Annotated in this window: 13 protein-coding genes; 3 read left to right on the top strand and 10 right to left on the bottom strand. The window is 65.7% G+C overall.

Going from position 1 to position 16,608, the window contains the following annotated elements:
* Nucleotides 1-40: 40 nt before the first annotated feature.
* The 4 genes from POS17_RS31990 to POS17_RS27090 all read right to left on the bottom strand — a co-directional run bounded on the left by POS17_RS31990 (nucleotide 41) and on the right by POS17_RS27090 (nucleotide 4,817).
* Nucleotides 41-808 (bottom strand): EboA domain-containing protein, encoded by a 768-nt coding sequence (locus POS17_RS31990; RefSeq protein ID WP_060841323.1) that lies wholly within the window; start codon nucleotides 806-808, stop codon nucleotides 41-43.
* A complete protein-coding gene (locus POS17_RS27100; protein ID WP_060841322.1) occupies nucleotides 805-1,689 on the bottom strand; it encodes a UbiA family prenyltransferase in 885 nt (294 codons plus the stop codon). The genes POS17_RS31990 and POS17_RS27100 overlap by 4 nt, the downstream gene beginning before the upstream one ends.
* Nucleotides 1,686-3,569 (bottom strand): 3-dehydroquinate synthase, encoded by a 1,884-nt coding sequence (locus POS17_RS27095; protein WP_060841321.1) that lies wholly within the window; start codon nucleotides 3,567-3,569, stop codon nucleotides 1,686-1,688. Before POS17_RS27095 ends, POS17_RS27100 begins: the two co-directional genes overlap by 4 nt.
* Before the next feature lie 699 nt (nucleotides 3,570-4,268).
* Entirely contained in the window at nucleotides 4,269-4,817 is a 549-nt protein-coding gene (locus POS17_RS27090) for a cysteine hydrolase family protein (protein ID WP_060841320.1), read from the bottom strand.
* A gap of 159 nt (nucleotides 4,818-4,976) precedes the next feature.
* Between POS17_RS27090 and POS17_RS27085 the strand changes: the two genes are divergently transcribed.
* Nucleotides 4,977-5,915 carry a GlxA family transcriptional regulator gene (locus POS17_RS27085; protein ID WP_414159922.1) on the top strand — a complete coding sequence of 313 codons (939 nt, stop codon included), beginning with the start codon at nucleotides 4,977-4,979 and terminating at the stop codon, nucleotides 5,913-5,915.
* 101 nt (nucleotides 5,916-6,016) lie between these two features.
* On the opposite strand, the gene POS17_RS27080 is transcribed toward POS17_RS27085, so the two are convergent.
* Nucleotides 6,017-10,300 carry a DEAD/DEAH box helicase gene (locus tag POS17_RS27080; RefSeq protein ID WP_060841318.1) on the bottom strand — a complete coding sequence of 1,428 codons (4,284 nt, stop codon included), beginning with the start codon at nucleotides 10,298-10,300 and terminating at the stop codon, nucleotides 6,017-6,019.
* Between the two features lie 243 nt (nucleotides 10,301-10,543).
* Here POS17_RS27080 and POS17_RS27075 point away from each other — a divergent pair, with 243 nt between their 5' ends.
* Nucleotides 10,544-11,428 (top strand): sugar nucleotide-binding protein, encoded by an 885-nt coding sequence (locus POS17_RS27075; protein ID WP_060841317.1) that lies wholly within the window; start codon nucleotides 10,544-10,546, stop codon nucleotides 11,426-11,428.
* On the top strand, nucleotides 11,421-12,350 hold the full coding sequence (locus POS17_RS27070; protein ID WP_060841316.1) for an NAD-dependent epimerase/dehydratase family protein: 930 nt from the start codon (nucleotides 11,421-11,423) through the stop codon (nucleotides 12,348-12,350). Before POS17_RS27075 ends, POS17_RS27070 begins: the two co-directional genes overlap by 8 nt.
* A 60-nt stretch (nucleotides 12,351-12,410) precedes the next feature.
* On the opposite strand, the gene POS17_RS27065 is transcribed toward POS17_RS27070, so the two are convergent.
* From POS17_RS27065 to POS17_RS27045, 5 genes are all read right to left on the bottom strand, one after another.
* Nucleotides 12,411-13,109, bottom strand: a complete 699-nt coding sequence (locus POS17_RS27065; RefSeq protein ID WP_060841315.1) for an OmpW/AlkL family protein — start codon at nucleotides 13,107-13,109, stop codon at nucleotides 12,411-12,413.
* A 186-nt stretch (nucleotides 13,110-13,295) separates the two neighbouring features.
* Nucleotides 13,296-13,814: a DUF3299 domain-containing protein gene (locus POS17_RS27060; RefSeq protein ID WP_173655963.1), complete on the bottom strand. Its 519-nt coding sequence runs from the start codon at nucleotides 13,812-13,814 to the stop codon at nucleotides 13,296-13,298.
* 25 nt (nucleotides 13,815-13,839) lie between these two features.
* Nucleotides 13,840-15,105, bottom strand: coding sequence for an ABC transporter permease (locus POS17_RS27055; RefSeq protein ID WP_060841313.1), 1,266 nt, complete (start codon nucleotides 15,103-15,105; stop codon nucleotides 13,840-13,842).
* Nucleotide 15,106: 1 nt separating this feature from the next.
* Nucleotides 15,107-15,817 carry an ABC transporter ATP-binding protein gene (locus POS17_RS27050; protein WP_060841312.1) on the bottom strand — a complete coding sequence of 237 codons (711 nt, stop codon included), beginning with the start codon at nucleotides 15,815-15,817 and terminating at the stop codon, nucleotides 15,107-15,109.
* 61 nt (nucleotides 15,818-15,878) lie between these two features.
* The gene (locus POS17_RS27045) at nucleotides 15,879-16,487 is read right to left on the bottom strand and encodes a DUF2796 domain-containing protein (RefSeq protein WP_060841311.1); all 609 of its coding nucleotides are present in this window, start codon (nucleotides 16,485-16,487) and stop codon (nucleotides 15,879-15,881) included.
* Between the last annotated feature and the right edge of the window lie 121 nt (nucleotides 16,488-16,608).

The raw sequence follows: 16,608 nt of genomic DNA, 5'->3' as shown, positions 1-16,608 counted from the left end.
TGCAGTGGTGAAAAATCGGTGCGGCCTGTCCCGGGGTGTTTCAGGCGCCGGGCGGCACGTGTTCGAGCCAGTGCGCGGGCAGCCGGCGCTGCTGGCACAAGCCGCGCAGGCGCTGGCACTGGGCCTGGCTCAAGAGTTCAAAGGCGATGGCCTGAGGCAGCGTGTCGCTGACGCTGCGGAACGCGGCCAACTGCTCTTCCATGTGTTCCAGGGCCAGCTGGTTGAGGTCGACGCTGCGGCGCTGGGCCAGGCCGACGATGCGTCCAGTGTCCAGGCCCATGCCCAGGGTCTTGAGCACCAACTGGTGGAAGGCCCGCTCGGGGTAGTGGCGGGCGGGGAAGGGGTTGTCCAGGGCGATGGCGGCGAACACTTCGCGGTTGTTGGTGCGCCCGGCCTGCAGCGCCAGCTCCAGGCTGCGGCCTTCGCTGTCCAGGTCATCCAGAACCTTGAGCAGCACGCTCTTCTCCTGGTCGTCCCCCCAGAGAAACAGCTGGCGCAGCAAGGCCAGTTGGTCGCTGCCGGCCTGTTGCTCCAGCAACTGCGCCAGGAGCAGGGCCCGGGCCAGCTGAATGCGCTCGTTGCCCGGGTCGGTGAGCGGCGCCGGCTGGCCAAGCCGGCGTTTGCACTGGCTGCTGAGCAGCACCAGGGTATTGGCCGAGGGCTGCTGCGCCAGTTGTTCCTGGGCCGCGTGCCACCAGTGCCGGCTCGAGTCGTCGAGCTGTCGTTCGAGTTGCCGGCGGCGTTCGGCAAAGGCTGCATGGCGCAGGGCAAGCGCAGGTGAGAGCGGGGAAATGACGTCCAGGTTCATGTCGGCTTGATCCAACGTTGAAGGTGGGGAAGCAGGAAGAACACCAGTACGCACAACAGACTGCCCAGGGGCTGATTGGCCAGGGCCAGCACCAGGGCGTCGAACAGCGGCAGGGCCGCGAGGCCCGCACCGATGAAGGCGCGGATCTGCCGCTGCCGTGGGTTGGCCAGGTGGCGCCGGTAGTGCCAGCCCAGCCAGCCCAGCCACAGCAGCAGGACCAGCCAGAACACGCCGTTGTCGGCGTAGAAGGCCAGCACCAGCGGGCTGAGCATCAGCAGCAGCGGCAGGCGGCTGAGCAGCTGGTTGCGGTGCTCCAGCCGGGCCAGGTAGGTCAGGCCGGCGATGTAGGTGCCCAGCAACGCGGCGCACAGCCACAGCGGTTGCGGTGGCAGCGCCAGGCAGGCGGCGGCGGTCAGGTACAGGGCCGAGCGGCAGCCGCCCATCAGCCAGACGCTGTGGGGATAGTTCTTGTGCAGCAGGTTGTAGGCGAGGATGAACAGCAGCAGCAATCCGGCACTGGCCAGCAGCCAGTGGGGCTGGGCGATCAGCTGGCTCAGGCCCAGCACCGCCAGGCTCGCCAGCAGCAACAGCGCGGCGGTGGCCAGGCTGACCTGGGTGCGAGTGACCAGGCCGAGAACAATCGGCCGCGGGTTCTGATGCCGCAGGTCCCAGTCGGCATCCAGCAGGTCGTTGAGCAGCATGCCGGCCAGGTACAGCGCCGAGAGCGCCACCAGCAGCAGGGTCCAGACCAGCGGTGAAGGTGGCGCCTGGGTGGTGGCGCTGCTGGCCAGCAGGGCGGCGGCCAGGGCGTTGGTCCACACCGTCGGCAGGTTGGAGACTCGGCCCAGGGTCAGCCAGGTGGTCAATGAGGAATGGCTCATCGGGCGCAGTCCTCGGTCCAGGCGAAGTCCGGGCCGCCGAAACTGGCCAGGCGCAACAGCGCCTGTTCCATCAGTGGCATGTCGATGTGATGCACATCGATGGAGTGTCCGAGGCGGTTGAGCATCGGGATCGACAGCTGGCCGCCCAGATGCTGGCGGAACTCCTCCAGGCCGATCAGGACCAGGGAGCGGCCCTGGGCATCCTTCAGGCCGAGCTCCGGTGGGCACAGGTTGAAGCCGAGCCGCTCCAGCAGTTGCAGCAGGCGCTGGGTCTCGGTGTCGCTCAGCAGGCCGCTGGCATTGGCATAGAGCGCGTCCAGGGCCATGCCCACCGCCACTGCCTCGCCATGGCGCAGACGATGCCGGCTGAGGTTCTCCAGCTTGTGCGCTGCCCAGTGTCCGTAGTCCAGGGGCCGGCCATTGCCCCGCTCGAAGGGGTCGCCGGCGCCGGTGATGTGCCCCAGGTGCAGTTCGGCACAGCGGTGGATGGCGTAGCGGCTGGCGCTGTGTTCGAAGGTGGCCAGGGCCTGGGCTTGCTGCTCCATCCATTGGAAGAACGCGGCGTCCTTGATCACCGCCACCTTCACCGCTTCGGCCAGCCCGGCGATCTGGTCCCGGGGCGACAGGCTGAGCAGCCACTGGAAGTCGTTGATCACCGCCGTGGCCGGGTAGAAGGCCCCCAGGAGGTTTTTCTGGGCAAAGGCGTTGATGCCGTTCTTGACCCCGATGCCGGCGTCGTTCTGGGCCAGCACCGTGGTCGGGATGCGGATCAGGCGCATGCCCCGATGGAAGGTGGCGCAGGCGTAGCCCACCGCGTCCAGCAGCGCGCCGCCGCCCAGGGCCAGCACATAGCAGTGGCGGTCCAGGCCGTGTTCGAGCATCTGGGCGTACAACTGCTGCAAGACCTCGGGGGTCTTGCTCAGCTCGCCTGCCGGCACCGGGATCGGCGCGGCCTGCAGGTGCAGGTCGGCGGCATGGGCGGTGAAGTAGGCGTCGATCTGTTGCGGCAACTGCGGGGAGCACTGCAGCAGTTGTTCATCGACGAAGACCAGCACTGTGGTGCGCCCCGTCCGCGGCTGGGCCAGTTGCTGGTGCAGGCAGGGGTTGTCGACCTGGAAGACGTGATCGGTGAACAGCACCGGGTAGTGGTAGCTCACCTCGAAGCGGCCTTCCAGGGCCTGTGCCTGATCGCTCCGTGCCGGGGCCTCGCGTGGCTTGAGCAGGCTGCGGGCGCCGAGGAATAGCCCCGGCAGGACCATGCTGGCGAGAATCGTCGCCAGCAAGGCGTTCTGTTCCACCAGCAGGCTGCCGATGGCCGCATAGGCCAGGGCCAGTCCGGCATTGGCCAGGGTGGTGACCAGCAGGAACTGGCGCAGTGGATAGCGCTGCATGCCGGCGGCCAGCACCGAGGTTTCCGCCAGCACCGGCACGCCACGCAGGCAGATCAGGGACAGGGTGCTGAGGCGATAGGCCAGTTGTCCGGGTTGCCAGCTTCTGAGTCCCAGCCAGGTGGACAACAGGCGAAAGTAACCGGCCCCCAGCCAGTAGCCCAGGGCGGCCCCCAGGCACAGCCCGATGAAGATCACCAGATAGCCGCCGATGGCGCCCAGGGCGGCCACGGCCAGCAGCGCGACCAGGCTCGAAGGCACCGGCAACAGCACATCCAGCGCCAACAGGGTGATCAACAGCAGGGCCAGGCTGGTGCGTTGCACGGGATCGGTCGGGAGAAAGCCGCCGAGGTGATTCAGCAGTTGCTGGATCTGTTGCTCGAACAGCAGAAAGCTGGCAACCACCAGGGTCGAAAACAGCAACAAGGAAAGCCAGTAGTTTTCCGCCGTACCCTTCAGTGAGAAAGCACGAGGCAATGAGCTGCGCTTCATCAAGCGTCCCTCTTGATTGATATGACTAATTCCGTGTCAGTGTCAGCTGGGTCAGGCAGGGAGGGTGTCCGGTTATTCAATTCCTCGGCGGTTCTTATTGGTCTTCTGGCAGCAGAAGCGCACTTGTGTGGCGAGTAGCTATCAACTTAGTCAAGGCCACCGGATTTGCAAGCAGGCTCAAAGAAGTGGCCTGCAAGGAAAATATATGGCTCGTTGAGAAAGTCTGGACTAGATGGGTAAACAGCCTGGAAAACCAGCTGCTACGGGGGAGCGTGGTTGTCTTTGCGAGGCCTTTGCCTCAACAAATACGGGGTGCTGCGGCAACAACATGTTCCTGCTTGCTATATGTTTTATTTCTTTTTGTTATATGTGGTTCAAGTAACTCTTGGAAGTAAGTGTGGGGGCTTTTATGCAGTTGTTATGGGACGAAAGTACAAGGTTAAAAGTCTTGGGCAGTATTCCAGATAATGCGCGGGTTAATTGTTTTTATTAGTCAGCTATTGAGTAGTCGGCTTGTTAGTGACGTTGGTTATTGGGTTCTCATGGGTTGTTTGATGGGCGTTATTGCAACAAGTAATGATTTAAAGGTTAATCGGAATCATTCGTAACTATTCGCAGTTGTGGTACTTGCCGCGTCATGCCGTGAGTGATTGCGGTGGGGCGCGCCCACCGCCAGGCCGAAGGGCTTCAAGCCATTCGTTACGCCGCCAGAAACTCGTCAGTGGACAACACGCTGGCGTAGGCGAAGGCCAGGGCCGCCATCACCGCGCTCTGCACTTGCGCCGCGGCCACGCGCTGACCATTGAATTCCAGGTCGAGGGTGGCGCAGGCATCGTGGATCACCTTCACCGGGTAGCCCAGGTCGGCCGCGGCACGGGCGGTGCCCTCGACACACATGTGGCTCATGTTGCCGACGATCACCAGCTCCGCGATGCCCTGCTGCTCCAGGATCGACTGCAGTTCGGTGTCGCGGAATGAATTGACGAAGTGCTTGAGCACCACCGGCTCGTCGCCCTGGTTCAGCACCTTGGGGTGCAGGCGTGCGCCCTCGGAGCCCGGCGTGAAGAACGGCGCGCTGTCGGAGGTGAATTCATGGCGGACATGCACCACCGGATCGGCGTTCCGGCGAAAGGCCTGGATCAGCCGGGCGGCGTTGTCCGCCGCCGCGTCGACGCCGACCAGCGGCCACTTGCCGCCGGCGAAGTAGTCGTTCTGGATATCGATTACGATGAGCGCCTGTTTGGCCATGGGTGTTGCCTCCAAGTGAGTGTTTGCTGTGGGAGCCAGTATCGGCACCCGCTGTCCCTTGGAGGATTGGCCGCAACGACATTAACGGGGGGAAAACTGACAGTGGGCATTCAAGGCACGGTCGTTGAGCTTGGCGTACTGCTGTATCCCGGGGTGCAGATGGCGGCGGTGCACGGCCTGACCGATCTGTTCGAGGTGGCCAACCGAATCGCCGCAGAGCAGCCGCAGGCCGCGCTGCCGCGCTTGCGCGTGAGCCATTGGCAGGGCGACGACCTGCACGCGCCGAGGCGGGTCCATGACAGCCTGCCAGGGCCGGACAACGGCTTGCAGGCCGTGGTGATACCCCCGTCGCTGGCGGGATTTTCCGCCAGTCAGGCGTCTGCCGCCCTGGTGACCTGGCTGCGCCAGCAGCATGCCGCCGGCGCCACCCTCGGCGGCGTGTGCGTGGGTTCGATCCTGCTGGCCGAAAGCGGCCTGCTCGACGGCCGCAGCGCGACCACCCACTGGACCTCGGCCCGGGCTTTTGCCGCGCGTTATCCCCAGGTGCGGCTGGAAGCCGACCAGCCCATCGTCGATGACGGCGACCTGATTACCACCGCCGGATTGATGGCCTGGGCCGAACTGGGGCTGCGTCTGGTGGACCGCATGCTGGGGCCGAGCATTGCCAGCGCCACCGCGCGCTTTCTGGTGATGGAGCACAGCGCCAGTGCCAGCCAGTGCGGCAGCAATTTTGCGCCGATCCTCAACCATGGCGACAGCGCGATCCTCAAGTTGCAGCACTGGTTGCAGGCCAATGGCGCGGTGGATGTGTCGCTGCCGGTGATGGCGCAACAGGCGGGGCTGGAGGAGCGCACCCTGTTGCGGCGGTTCCGCGCGGCCACCGGCCTCAAGCCGACTCAGTACTGCCAGCACCTGCGGGTGGGCAAGGCCCGGGAGTTGCTCGAATTCACCAAGGGCACCATCGATCACATCGCCTGGACCGTGGGTTATCAGGACCCGGCGACCTTTCGCAGCCTGTTCCGGAAAATCACCGGTCTGGCGCCCAGCGAATACCGCAGTCGCTTTGGCGCGGCGCCCGGTGCCAGCAGCCGCAGCTAGTGCGGGCTGCGTTTAACGCAGCGGTTTTCACACCGCCCGGGCCCTGGACCTTGCACCGGGCTCGGGAGGCCAACGGCCGGTAGTGAGAGTGGCAGCAAGACTCAGCGCTGTACCAGCTTGTTGCGCAAGGCTTGGGCTTCATGGGGCGCCAGTTCCATCCACAGCTGCTGGGTGCCGGCAATCTCGGCGGCGGCGGGCAGGCCGTCGCGATACACCAGGCGATTGCCGCTGAGGGCCGCCACCTTGGGCCCGGGCAGCAGCGTGCCCGCCAGGTTCAGCGGATCGACTCCGCACACGGCGACCAGGCTGCCGTCATGGGGACGCCGGCGGACTTCCCGCAGCAAGGGGATGGCCTCCGGCAAGGCGAACTGTTCGCCGGCCAGGCCGCTGACAAAGCGTCCACCGCGGATGTCCCCCCGGGCCTCCAGGCGATGGAAGGTGCGCAGCAGATCGCGCCAGCTGGGCAGCCAGTCCGCCTCGCGCTCCAACAGGCGCCAGAACACTACGCCGTAACGCCGCAGCAAGGTCATGGCCACCTGTTCCAGGGTGGCGGCCGGATCCTCGGGTGTGGCGCGCCGCAGCAGGGCCCAGCGTCCGGCATCGTCCATGCCGCCGACGAAGGCGCCACGGCCGCGCCGGCTGCTGCGGTTCTGACGTTTGCTCGCCGGGGTGATCAGGGCGCGCAAGCCGGCGAAGCTGTCGGCGTTGACCAGACCGGCCCCCACCAGCTCCTGCAGGACGCTTTCCAGCTCGCTGCGCAGCAGGTGGGTTTCATGCAACAGCTCATCGAAAAACAAGGCGCCCTGCTGGCTCAGTACGGCGTGGACCTTCTGGGCCTTGGGCGAGAGTTCGTGCCGCTCGACCGGACAGGTCAAAGCGCTCCAGAGTGCCACCCGGGCACGTGGCAGCAGCACGATCGGTGTGCTGCGCAAGGCACTGCTGGCGGCCTTGCCGGTGCTGTTGATCCGACTCCAGACCACCTTGCCGCTGCGGCACAGTTCATCCAGCCAACTGGCGGAGTAGTCCTTGATCCGTGCTGGCAGCAGGTCGCTGTCCCAGGCCGAAGCCGCGGCCGGGTAGCCTTCGAGTTGGCCGACCACTTCGGCGAGCATGGCGCTGCCCCGGCCCTGGGTGGCGGGTGACAGGTGCTGCCAGTCGAACAGGAAGCGCATGAAGTCCTGCAGCGCCACCGGCTCGATTTCCCGGCGCAGGCGCTTGACCGTGTAGCGATGAATCCGCGCCAGCAGGTGGCGTTCGCACCACTGTTCTTCGCTGGCGCCGGGGGTGAAGTGGCCGCGCAGCACGTAGCCTTGGCTTTCCAGCTGAACCAGGGCCTGGCTGACCTGGGCGCCGGGCAGTGCCAGGGGCGCGGCGATCTGCGTCAGGGTCTGGGGGCCGAAGCCGCTGAGGCGGGCGCGGATCAGCTCCACCTGCGCCGATTCCGCGTCCCAGGCCTGGTCGAAGCCGGGCACCGGCTGCAAGGCCGGTCGCAAGGGGGCCTCGGGGTACAGCGCGCGCAGGCAGGTGATGCGCTCCAGGGCCAGCCACAGATCGCCGGCCGCGCTGTGCAAGCGGCAGGCGCGGCCCTGGGTGGCCAGGGTGTCGAGCCATTGGGGCCAGCGGGGATCGGCCCGGGCTTCGGCCTCGCTGATGGCGGCGAGGCTCATCAGCGCCTCGTGCATTTCATCGGCGCTGGCCGGGTTGGGCCAGGCTTCTTCGGCCACCGCGGTTATGGCGTCCGCGTCCAGGGCCGCGAGGTCGTCGCTGGCTTGTGGGTCGCTCCAGCGTCGCGCCAGTACCGCCTGGGTGCGGCGCTCTTCCAGGGGCGCGTCATCGAGAAAGGTGTAGGGCTTGGCGCTGAGAATCTCCGCAGCCAGTGGCGAGGGCGCCGGCAGATCGCGGCTGAGCAGGCGCACCTGCCCCTGTTCCATGCGCCGCAGCAGGTGCAGCCAGCCTTCGCTGTCCATGGCCTGGTGCAGGCAGTCATCGAGGGTCTGCTGCACCAAGGGGTGGTCGGGAATCTCGCGCTCGCCGGCGAGGTTTTCCAGGCAGGCGATCTGATCGGGGAACACGCTGGCGATCAAGTCTTCGCTTTTCATCCGCTGGATCTGCGGCGCCACTTTGCGTCCGCCGCTGTAGCGCGGCAGGGCCAGGGCCACTCCGGCGTTCCAGCGCCAGCGCACGCCGAACAGCGGAGCGTCCAGCAGGGCCTGGATCAGGATGTGTTCGGCACTCTGGCTGTGCAGGTAGCGCCAGACTTCGTCCAGGGCAAAGCTGTGGCTGGTGGACAGCGACAGGACGATGGCGTCTTCGCTGGCGGCGGCCTGCAGTTCGAAATTGAAGGTGCGGCAGAAGCGTTTGCGCAGGGCCAGGCCCCAGGCGCGGTTGATGCGGCTGCCGAAGGGGCTGTGGATCACCAGCTGGGTGCCGCCGGACTCGTCGAAAAAGCGCTCCATGATCAGCGTGTCCTGGGACGGCAGCGCGCCCAGGGCCAGGCGCGCCGGCGCCAGGTAGTCCACCAGTTGCTCGGCGCTGGCCGGGTTCAGCCCCAGTTCGTGATGCAGCCAGTGGATGGCCGGTTGCAGGTGCCCGGGCGTGGCGCCAAGCAGCTCGTCCAGTTGGGCCAGCAGGCGCGCCACTGCGCTGGACAGCTCGGCGCTGCGGCCCGGGGCCTCGCCGAGCCAGAAGGGGATGTTCGGCGGCTGGCCCTGGGCATCCTCGACCCGCACCTTGCCGGTTTCCACCCGCAGGATGCGATAGGACGTGTTGCCCAGCTGGAACACGTCGCCGGCAATGCTTTCCACGGCGAAGTCTTCGTTGACGCTGCCGATGTTCAGGCCTTGGGGTTCGAGCAGCACGCTGTAGTCGGCGTTGTCGGGGATGGTCCCGCCGCTGGTGACCGCCGTCAGCCTGGCCCCGCGACGGCCGCGCAGGGTGCGGGTCAGGGCGTCGCGATGCAGATAGGCGCTGCGCAGGCCCTGACGGCCGTTGAACCCTTCGGCAAGCATCTGCAGCAGGGCCTGATAGTGGGCCTGATCCAGATCGGCGTAAGGCGTGGCCCGGCGCAGCAGGCTCAGCAGGGCGGCTTCCGACCACTCCTGGCAACTGACCTCGGCGACGATCTGCTGGGCCAGCACATCCAGTGGCGCATGGGGGATCAGCAGGCTGTCCAGCTCGCCGCGGCGCACGCAGTCCAGCAGGGCGGCGCATTCGATCAGGTCGTCCCGGCTCAGGGCGAACAGCCGGCCTTTCGGCGTGCCGCCCACCTGATGGCCGGAGCGCCCGACCCGCTGCAAAAAGGCCGAGATCGAACGGGGCGAACCGATCTGGCACACCAGGTCGACATCGCCGATATCGATTCCCAGTTCCAGGGACGCCGTGGCGATCAGCACTTGCAGCTCGCCGGCCTTGAGTCGTTGCTCGGCGTCCAGGCGCTGTTCCTTGGCCAGGCTGCCGTGATGCGCGGCCACCGCCGGCTTGCCCAGGCGTTCGCTCAGGTGCCGGGCCAGGCGTTCGGCCAGGCGCCGGGTGTTGACGAATATCAGCGTGGTGCGGTGCTCGCGAACCAGTTCGGCGAGGCGTTCGTACAGCAGTTCCCAGACATCGTTGGCCATGACCGCCGACAGCGGCACGGGCGGTACTTCGATGTCCAGATCCCGCGGGCGGGCATGGCCGATGTCGACAATTGCACAGGGCCGCTCATGGCCTACCAGGAACCGCGACACGGCCTCGATGGGTTTCTGTGTGGCGGACAGGCCGATGCGCAGCAGAGGCTCGCTGCACAGGGCCTGCAAGCGTTCCAGGCTCAGGGCCAGGTGGCTGCCGCGCTTGCTGCCGGCCAGGGCGTGGATCTCGTCGACGATCACCGTGCGGGTGCTGGCCAGCATGCTGCGGCCGGAGTCCGAACCCAGCAGCACATAGAGGGATTCCGGCGTGGTGACGAGAATCTGCGGCGCACGCTTGCGCATGGCGTTGCGGTCTTTTTGCGGGGTGTCGCCGGTCCGCACTGCGGTGCTGATGGACAGGTCCGGCAAACCCATCCGGCGCAGCTGCTCGGTGATGCCGAGCAGCGGCTGCTGCAGGTTGATCTGGATATCGTTGCTCAGGGCCTTGAGCGGCGAGACGTAGACCACCAGGGTGGCGTCCGGCAATCGCCCCCCGGCGGCCAGGCCCTGGCGGACCAGATCATCGATCACGGCGAGAAAGGCGGTGAGGGTCTTGCCTGAACCTGTGGGGGCGGCGATCAGGGTCGAGCGGCGCTGGGCGATCAACGGCCAGGCGCGGGCCTGGGCCGTGGTCACGGCGGCAAAGGTGCGCTTGAACCAGGCGCTGACGGCGGGGTGAAAACCGTCCAGGCCCGGGCTCACGGATTCGGCAAGGTTCATGGAAGGTTTTATGCGGCCGCTGCGGCCAACTTGCAAGTACCGCGCGCCTTGCCGCCGCTGCCGTCGCCGTGGACAGCAACTAGAGTTGAGGCAGGGGATGCATCGGCGCGCACCGACACTTTCTCAGTGACGGTTGCGCCACAAACCCGCAAAATGCAACGATTCCGGCAATTCTCGACGGTCGAAACCACGGGATTGGCCGATCCAAACCATCGTTCTGAACAGACTGGGCCTGCTGACTCTATGCGAATGCGCCTTATGTTACTGGGCGGCGGAAATGCCCTTGGGCAGGCGCTGATTCGCCTGGGTGCGGAGGAAGACATCGGTTTCCTCGCTCCCCGTCCCCCGCAAGACGGTTGGGACGCCGCGAGCCTCACGCAACTGCTTGATGACACCCGTCCGGATGCCTTGATCAATCTGGCTTACTACTTCGACTGGTTTCAGGCGGAGACGGTGGGCGAGACCCGCTTGAGCGGCCAGGAACGTGCGGTCGAGCGCCTGGCGGAGCTTTGCCAGCATCACAACATCATTCTCCTGCAGCCTTCGAGCTACCGAGTGTTCGACGGCTCTCGAGCCACCGCCTACAGCGAGAAAGACGAGCCGGTGCCTCTGGGGCTGCGCGGCCAGGCGCTGTGGCGGATCGAACAGAGCGTTCGCGCCACTTGCCCTCAACACGTGCTGCTGCGTTTCGGCTGGTTGCTGGACGACAGCGCCGAGGGCATTCTCGGGCGTTTCCTCGCCCGGGCCGAGTCTGCCGAAGAGCTGTTGATGGCGGACGATCGTCGGGGCAACCCGACCCCAGTAGACGACGCCGCGCGAGTGATCATCTCGGTGCTCAAGCAGCTCGATTGCGCCGCGCCGCTGTGGGGCACCTACCACTATGCCGGCCAGGAAGCGACCACCCCCCTGGCCCTGGGGCAGGCGGTGCTCAGCGAGGCCCGGCAACTGCACCCGCTGGCCATCGAGGCCCCCACCGCCCAGGCCCACGCGGCCTGTGCCGATGCCGCCGAAGAACCGCAGCACGCGGTACTGGCCTGCAAGAAGATCCTTCACACCTTCGGGATCAAGCCGCGCGCCTGGCGTGCCGCGCTCCCGGCCTTACTGGATAGGTTTTATCGTCATGGCTGATGGCCCTGTACTGATCACCGGCGGTGCCGGATTTATTGGCTCGCACCTGACCGATGCGCTGCTTGCCCAGGGCTACTCGGTGCGGGTGCTGGACGACTTGTCCACCGGCAAGCCGAGCAACCTGCCACTGGATAACCCGCGGCTGGAGCTGATCGAGGGCGATGTCGCCGATGCGGCGCTGGTGAACCGTGTCATGCAAGGCTGCAGCGCGGTGGCGCACCTGGCGGCGGTGGCTTCGGTGCAGGCTTCGGTGGACGACCCGGTGCAGACCCACCAGAGCAACTTCATCGGCACCCTGAATGTCTGCGAGGCCATGCGCCTGCATGGCGTCAAACGGGTGCTGTTCGCGTCCAGTGCAGCGGTGTACGGCAACAACGGCGAAGGCCAGTCGATCGATGAGGACACGGCCAAGGCGCCGTTGACCCCTTATGCCTCGGACAAGCTGGCCAGCGAGCACTACTTCGATTTCTACCGGCGTCAGCACGGCCTGGAACCGGCGATCTTCCGGTTCTTCAACATCTTCGGTCCACGCCAGGACCCGTCGTCGCCCTATTCCGGGGTGATCAGCATCTTCAGCGAGCGGGCCCAGCAGGGGCTGCCCATCACCGTGTTCGGCGATGGCGAGCAGACTCGGGACTTCGTCTACGTCGGTGATCTGGTGGAGGTGCTGGTACAGGCCATCCAAGCGCCGCAGCTGGAAGTGGGGGCGGTCAACGTCGGCCTGAACCAGGCCACCACCCTCAAGCAGATGCTTGCGGCCCTGGCCGAGGTGGTCGGCGAGTTGCCGCCCATCAGCTACGGTCCGGCCCGTGCCGGCGATATCCGTCATTCCCGGGCCAGCAATCAGCGGCTGCTGCAGCGCTTCAGGTTCCCCGAACCCACGCCGATGAGTGTCGGCCTGGCGCGCCTGATGGGGCGTTGAGGGGCATTGCAGACATGAAAAAGGCGCCTTGCAAGGCGCCTTTTTTCATGACTGACGGGCTTAGAACTTGTAGCCCAGACCCACCATGTAGACCATCGGGTCGACGTCAACGTTGACCTTGGCGCGAGTGCCGGGAGCCACGCTGTTGTTGTCCACGTAGGCGGTGGTGTTGATGTCGATGTAACGCACTTGGGCGTTGAGCATCAGCTTGTCGGTCAGCATGTAGTCAGCACCCACCTGCCAGGCCAGGCCCCAGGAGTTCTTGGCGCGGAAGTTGTCGAAACCGGCTGCGTTGGCACGGCTGCCGACGTGTTCGTCGTAGATCCAGGTGTAGTTGATACCGGCGCCGACATAGGGTTGGAACACCGACTTGGAGTCCAGCGGGTAGTAGACCACGCTCAGGGTTGGCGGCAGGTGCTTGAGGGTACCGAGCTTGCCGTTGGCCGCGGCCAGGGAGGTGTCCTTGAGCTTCACATCGTGTTCGAACGGAGTGGCGGCCAGCAGTTCGATACCGATGTTGTTGGTGAGCATGTAGGCGAAGTTCAGACCCAGCTGAGTGTCGCTGCTCATGGTGGCCTTGCCACCCAGGTTGGTGCCTTCTGCCGGGCCGCGGTCCACTTTGACGCTGCCGCTGTCGGCTTTCGGATTGACGGTGATGGCACCGGCGCGGACGAGAATGTCGCCCGCTTCGTGGGCGTTGGCAATCGGGGCGGCGATGGCGAGCGCGATCAGGGAAGCGCTAAGCAGAGACTTGTGCATGGGAGCTCCAAAGGACGATTCAAATTGGCTATGTCCAATGGTAAGGATCGTCAAGTTGACCGCCTTGACTCAGCTCAATGAAATGACAAACCCCGGTGGCAGGGCTGAACTATTCTTTTGTTCTGCACTCTTTTGGCCTCGTGCCCAGGCCCTGTCGGCGCCGACTCGCCGGCGCCGCTGCCGCCTTCACTCCTGCAACTCGTAGACATAGATCTTCTGCGCCGCCATCTGGTAGCCGGCGTCCGCCAGCTCGCTGCTAGAGGGCTTGACCTGCATGTCGCCCTCGATCCAGTAAGGCTGATACAGCTCGTCGAGCTTGACCCCCAGCTCGCTGGTGACGTGGACGATCTGGTTCGACGGCGGTGGCGGCACGTGGATGCAGGCGCCGAAGTAGGGCACCAGGAGAAACTCGGTGGTGCGGCCGTCCTCGTTCACTTCCAGGGGCACGATGTAGCCGGGCAGGCGCACCGACTGGCCGTCCAGGCTCTTCACCACCGGCGCATTGGGCAGGTCCTGCTTGGCGGCGGGGGCCGATTCGGCGGCCAGTGCATCGCTCATCTGCGACAGGTCGTGCAGCGGCTTCATGTTCGGCACTTCCGGCGGCGCGTCCGGCGGGATCATTTCCGACCAGGTCAGATCCTTCGGCGCCGCCGCCCACAGCGGCGAGCTGAACAGCAGCGACAGGGCAAGCAGGGAGCGCAGCAAGCGTTGGGTCTTCATAAGGCAGGGCTCATAAACGAATCGACAGGCCGTCGGCCAGGGATTGCCGGTAGGCGCGCCAGGCCGGCACGCTGCCCATCAGCAAGGCGGCGATCAGGATACCGCCCAGCAGCGTCCACTCATATTGGCTGGGCCAGGACAACGGCAGGTACAGGCCGTAGTTCGATTGCACATAGCCCTGGGCCAGGGCGATGCCCAGGTACAGCAGGCCAAGCCCGGCCAGAACCCCGGTCAGCGCCAGGGCGAACGCCTCCAGTACCAGCAGGGTCGCGATATGCCAGGGCCGGGCCCCCACCGAACGCAGAATGGCCATCTCCCGACGGCGCTCGTTGAGGCTGGTGAGGATCGCCGTGAGCATGCCGATCAGGCCGGTGAGCACCACGAACAACGACACCACGAACAGGGCCTTCTCGGCGGTACCCATCAGGCTCCAGAGCTCCTGCAGGGCCACGCCGGGCAGGATCGCCAGCATCGGCTCGCCGCGGAACTCGTTGATCTCGCGCTGCAGGGCGAAGGTTGAGATCTTGCTGTTGAGGCCGAGCATGAAGGCGGTGATCGCCTGGGGCGTCAGGTCCATGTTGCGCGCCTGATCGGCACTGATACGGCCATCGCCACGGGCCGGCACGCCGTTGTGCCAGTCGATGTGGATCGCTTCCATGCCGCCCAGGCTGATGTGCAGCGTGCGGTCCACCGGAGTGCCGGTGCGCTTGAGGATGCCGACCACGGTGAAGGGCTTGTCGTCATGCTTGACCAGGCTGATGGCCGCAACGCCATGGGCCAGCACCAGCTGGTCCCCCAGTTTGTAGTGCAGGGCTTCGGCGACTTCGGCACCCAGTACCACCTCGAAAGGGTCGCTGGCGAAAGCCCGGCCCACGGCCAGTTGCAGGCTTTGCTGATGACCGTACTGGTAGTGCTGGAAGTAGGCCTCGGTGGTGCCCATGACCCGGTAGCCGCGGTGGGAGTCGCCCAGGGAAATCGGGATCGCCCACTTCACCTTCGGGTTGCTGGCGAAATGCTCGAAGCTGTCCCAGCGGATGTTGTTGGTGGCGTTACCGATGCGGAACACCGAGTACAGCAGCAGATTCACCGAGCCGGAGCGGGCGCCGACGATCAGGTCGGTGCCGCTGATGGTGCTGGCGAAGCTGGCTCGGGCTTCGGTGCGTACCCGTTCCACCGCCAGCAGCAGGCAGACCGAAAGGGCGATGGCAAAGGCGGTGAGGATCGCGGTGAAGCGGCGGTTAGCCAGGCTGGCCATGGCTAGACGGAACAGATACATCTCAGACCTCTGCAGGCTTGGCGGCGCGATTGAGTTCGGCCAGCGACAGGTTGCGATCGAACAGCGGCGCTAGGCTCTGGTCGTGGCTGACGAACAGCAGGCTGGCCCCGGCCTCGCGGCACTCGGCGAAGAGCAGTTGGATGAAGGCTTCGCGGGCGTCGTAGTCCAGTGCCGAGGTCGGCTCGTCGGCGATCACTAGCTCCGGCTGGCCGATCAGCGCCCTGGCCGCGGCGACCCGTTGCTGTTGGCCGATGGACAAAGAGTCGGCGCGACGGCCGAGCAGATCGGGGTCCTTCAGGCCCAGGTGGGCCAGCAGGGTGGACGCGGCCTGATCGACGCTGCCGTGGCGCTGCAGGGCGCGACTGGCCCGCAGTTTGGAGAAGTGGCAGGGCAGTTCGACGTTCTCGCGCACCGAGAGAAATGGCAGCAGGTTGAACTGCTGGAAGATGTAGCCGGTGTGATCGACACGAAAGCGATCGCGGGCCCCGGCGGACAGCTCGGTCAGTTCCTGGCCCAGCAGGCGGATGCTGCCGTGGCTGGGTTTCTGTACCCCGCCGAGCAGGCCCAGCAGGGTGGTCTTGCCACTGCCGCTGGGGCCCTTGAGGAACAGCGTCTCGCCGGCTTCCAGGCGGAAGGCCGGGATGTCCAGCAACTGAGGGTGGCCGGGCCAGCTGAAAGTCAGGTCGGACAGTTCGATAAGTGCTTGGGTCATGTTGGGCCGATCATGCAGTGAGTGGTGTAGCCGCCACCGCGGGCGGCTACAGGTGCAGCGCTCAAAACTTCAGGGTGGCAGCCTTGGCCGTGGCTTCGACACCTTGCTGGCCGCTTGGCGAAATCAGTTGTACCTGAATTTTCTGGGTGGCGGGGAAGGTCTTGAAGATCTGCCCCAGGTCGAGGCTCTTCAGGGCGTCCGGCTTGGCGCAGGTGAACTGGTAATGAGCGTGGATTTCGCTGTGCTCATGGTGATGCTCATGGCCGTTGGCGTCCTTGGCCTCTTCGTCGTGGTCGTCGTCATCGTGATCATCGGCATCGGGCTTGTCACCGAACAGCGGGCTCTGCAGTTCCTGCTTGGCTACCACGCACGCGGCCGCCTTGGGCAGGCTGAACAGCACCAGGGGTTGTTCCAGCTGGGCGCGGGCGGCCGCTACCTTGGCCTTGTCGGCGTCGGTGCTGGGGGCGTGCTCGAAGCCCACCAGGTTCATCGCCGGGCTTTCCAGCTCCAGCTCCAGGGCCTGGCCGTCGAGTACCGCGTTCAGGCGGGCGACCCCATGTTCATGGGCGCCGAGGCTGCCGTGTTCATGCTCGTGTTCATGGGCTTGCACGGCCTGAGCAACAGCCAGTGGCAACAGGGCAAACGGCAAGGCGAGGAGCAGACGGCGCATAGCAAGTCTCCAGGGCGAGGATGAAAAAAATGTTATGTAATCTTATAACAATGGGCCGCAGAGTTTGACCGTCTGCTTGGCGTTGCGCAAGACGCGTGGGAGCATGCTCGTCAGAAAAAAT

Origin of the sequence: Pseudomonas sp. Os17 (assembly GCF_001547895.1) — a bacterium.
In the GTDB taxonomy this organism is placed as follows: domain Bacteria; phylum Pseudomonadota; class Gammaproteobacteria; order Pseudomonadales; family Pseudomonadaceae; genus Aquipseudomonas.
The sequence above is the reverse complement of the archived record's forward strand: the minus strand, read 5'-3'. Positions and strand labels throughout refer to the sequence as shown.

Coding starts and splice junctions, on each gene's coding strand:
- POS17_RS31990 (WP_060841323.1), bottom strand. CDS start 808: ATGAACCTGGACGTCATTTCCCCGCTCTCACCTGCGCTTGCCCTGCGC.
- POS17_RS27100 (WP_060841322.1), bottom strand. CDS start 1,689: ATGAGCCATTCCTCATTGACCACCTGGCTGACCCTGGGCCGAGTCTCC.
- POS17_RS27095 (WP_060841321.1), bottom strand. CDS start 3,569: ATGAAGCGCAGCTCATTGCCTCGTGCTTTCTCACTGAAGGGTACGGCG.
- POS17_RS27090 (WP_060841320.1), bottom strand. CDS start 4,817: ATGGCCAAACAGGCGCTCATCGTAATCGATATCCAGAACGACTACTTC.
- POS17_RS27085 (WP_414159922.1), top strand. CDS start 4,977: ATGGCGGCGGTGCACGGCCTGACCGATCTGTTCGAGGTGGCCAACCGA.
- POS17_RS27080 (WP_060841318.1), bottom strand. CDS start 10,300: ATGAACCTTGCCGAATCCGTGAGCCCGGGCCTGGACGGTTTTCACCCC.
- POS17_RS27075 (WP_060841317.1), top strand. CDS start 10,544: ATGCGAATGCGCCTTATGTTACTGGGCGGCGGAAATGCCCTTGGGCAG.
- POS17_RS27070 (WP_060841316.1), top strand. CDS start 11,421: ATGGCTGATGGCCCTGTACTGATCACCGGCGGTGCCGGATTTATTGGC.
- POS17_RS27065 (WP_060841315.1), bottom strand. CDS start 13,109: ATGCACAAGTCTCTGCTTAGCGCTTCCCTGATCGCGCTCGCCATCGCC.
- POS17_RS27055 (WP_060841313.1), bottom strand. CDS start 15,105: ATGTATCTGTTCCGTCTAGCCATGGCCAGCCTGGCTAACCGCCGCTTC.
- POS17_RS27050 (WP_060841312.1), bottom strand. CDS start 15,817: ATGACCCAAGCACTTATCGAACTGTCCGACCTGACTTTCAGCTGGCCC.
- POS17_RS27045 (WP_060841311.1), bottom strand. CDS start 16,487: ATGCGCCGTCTGCTCCTCGCCTTGCCGTTTGCCCTGTTGCCACTGGCT.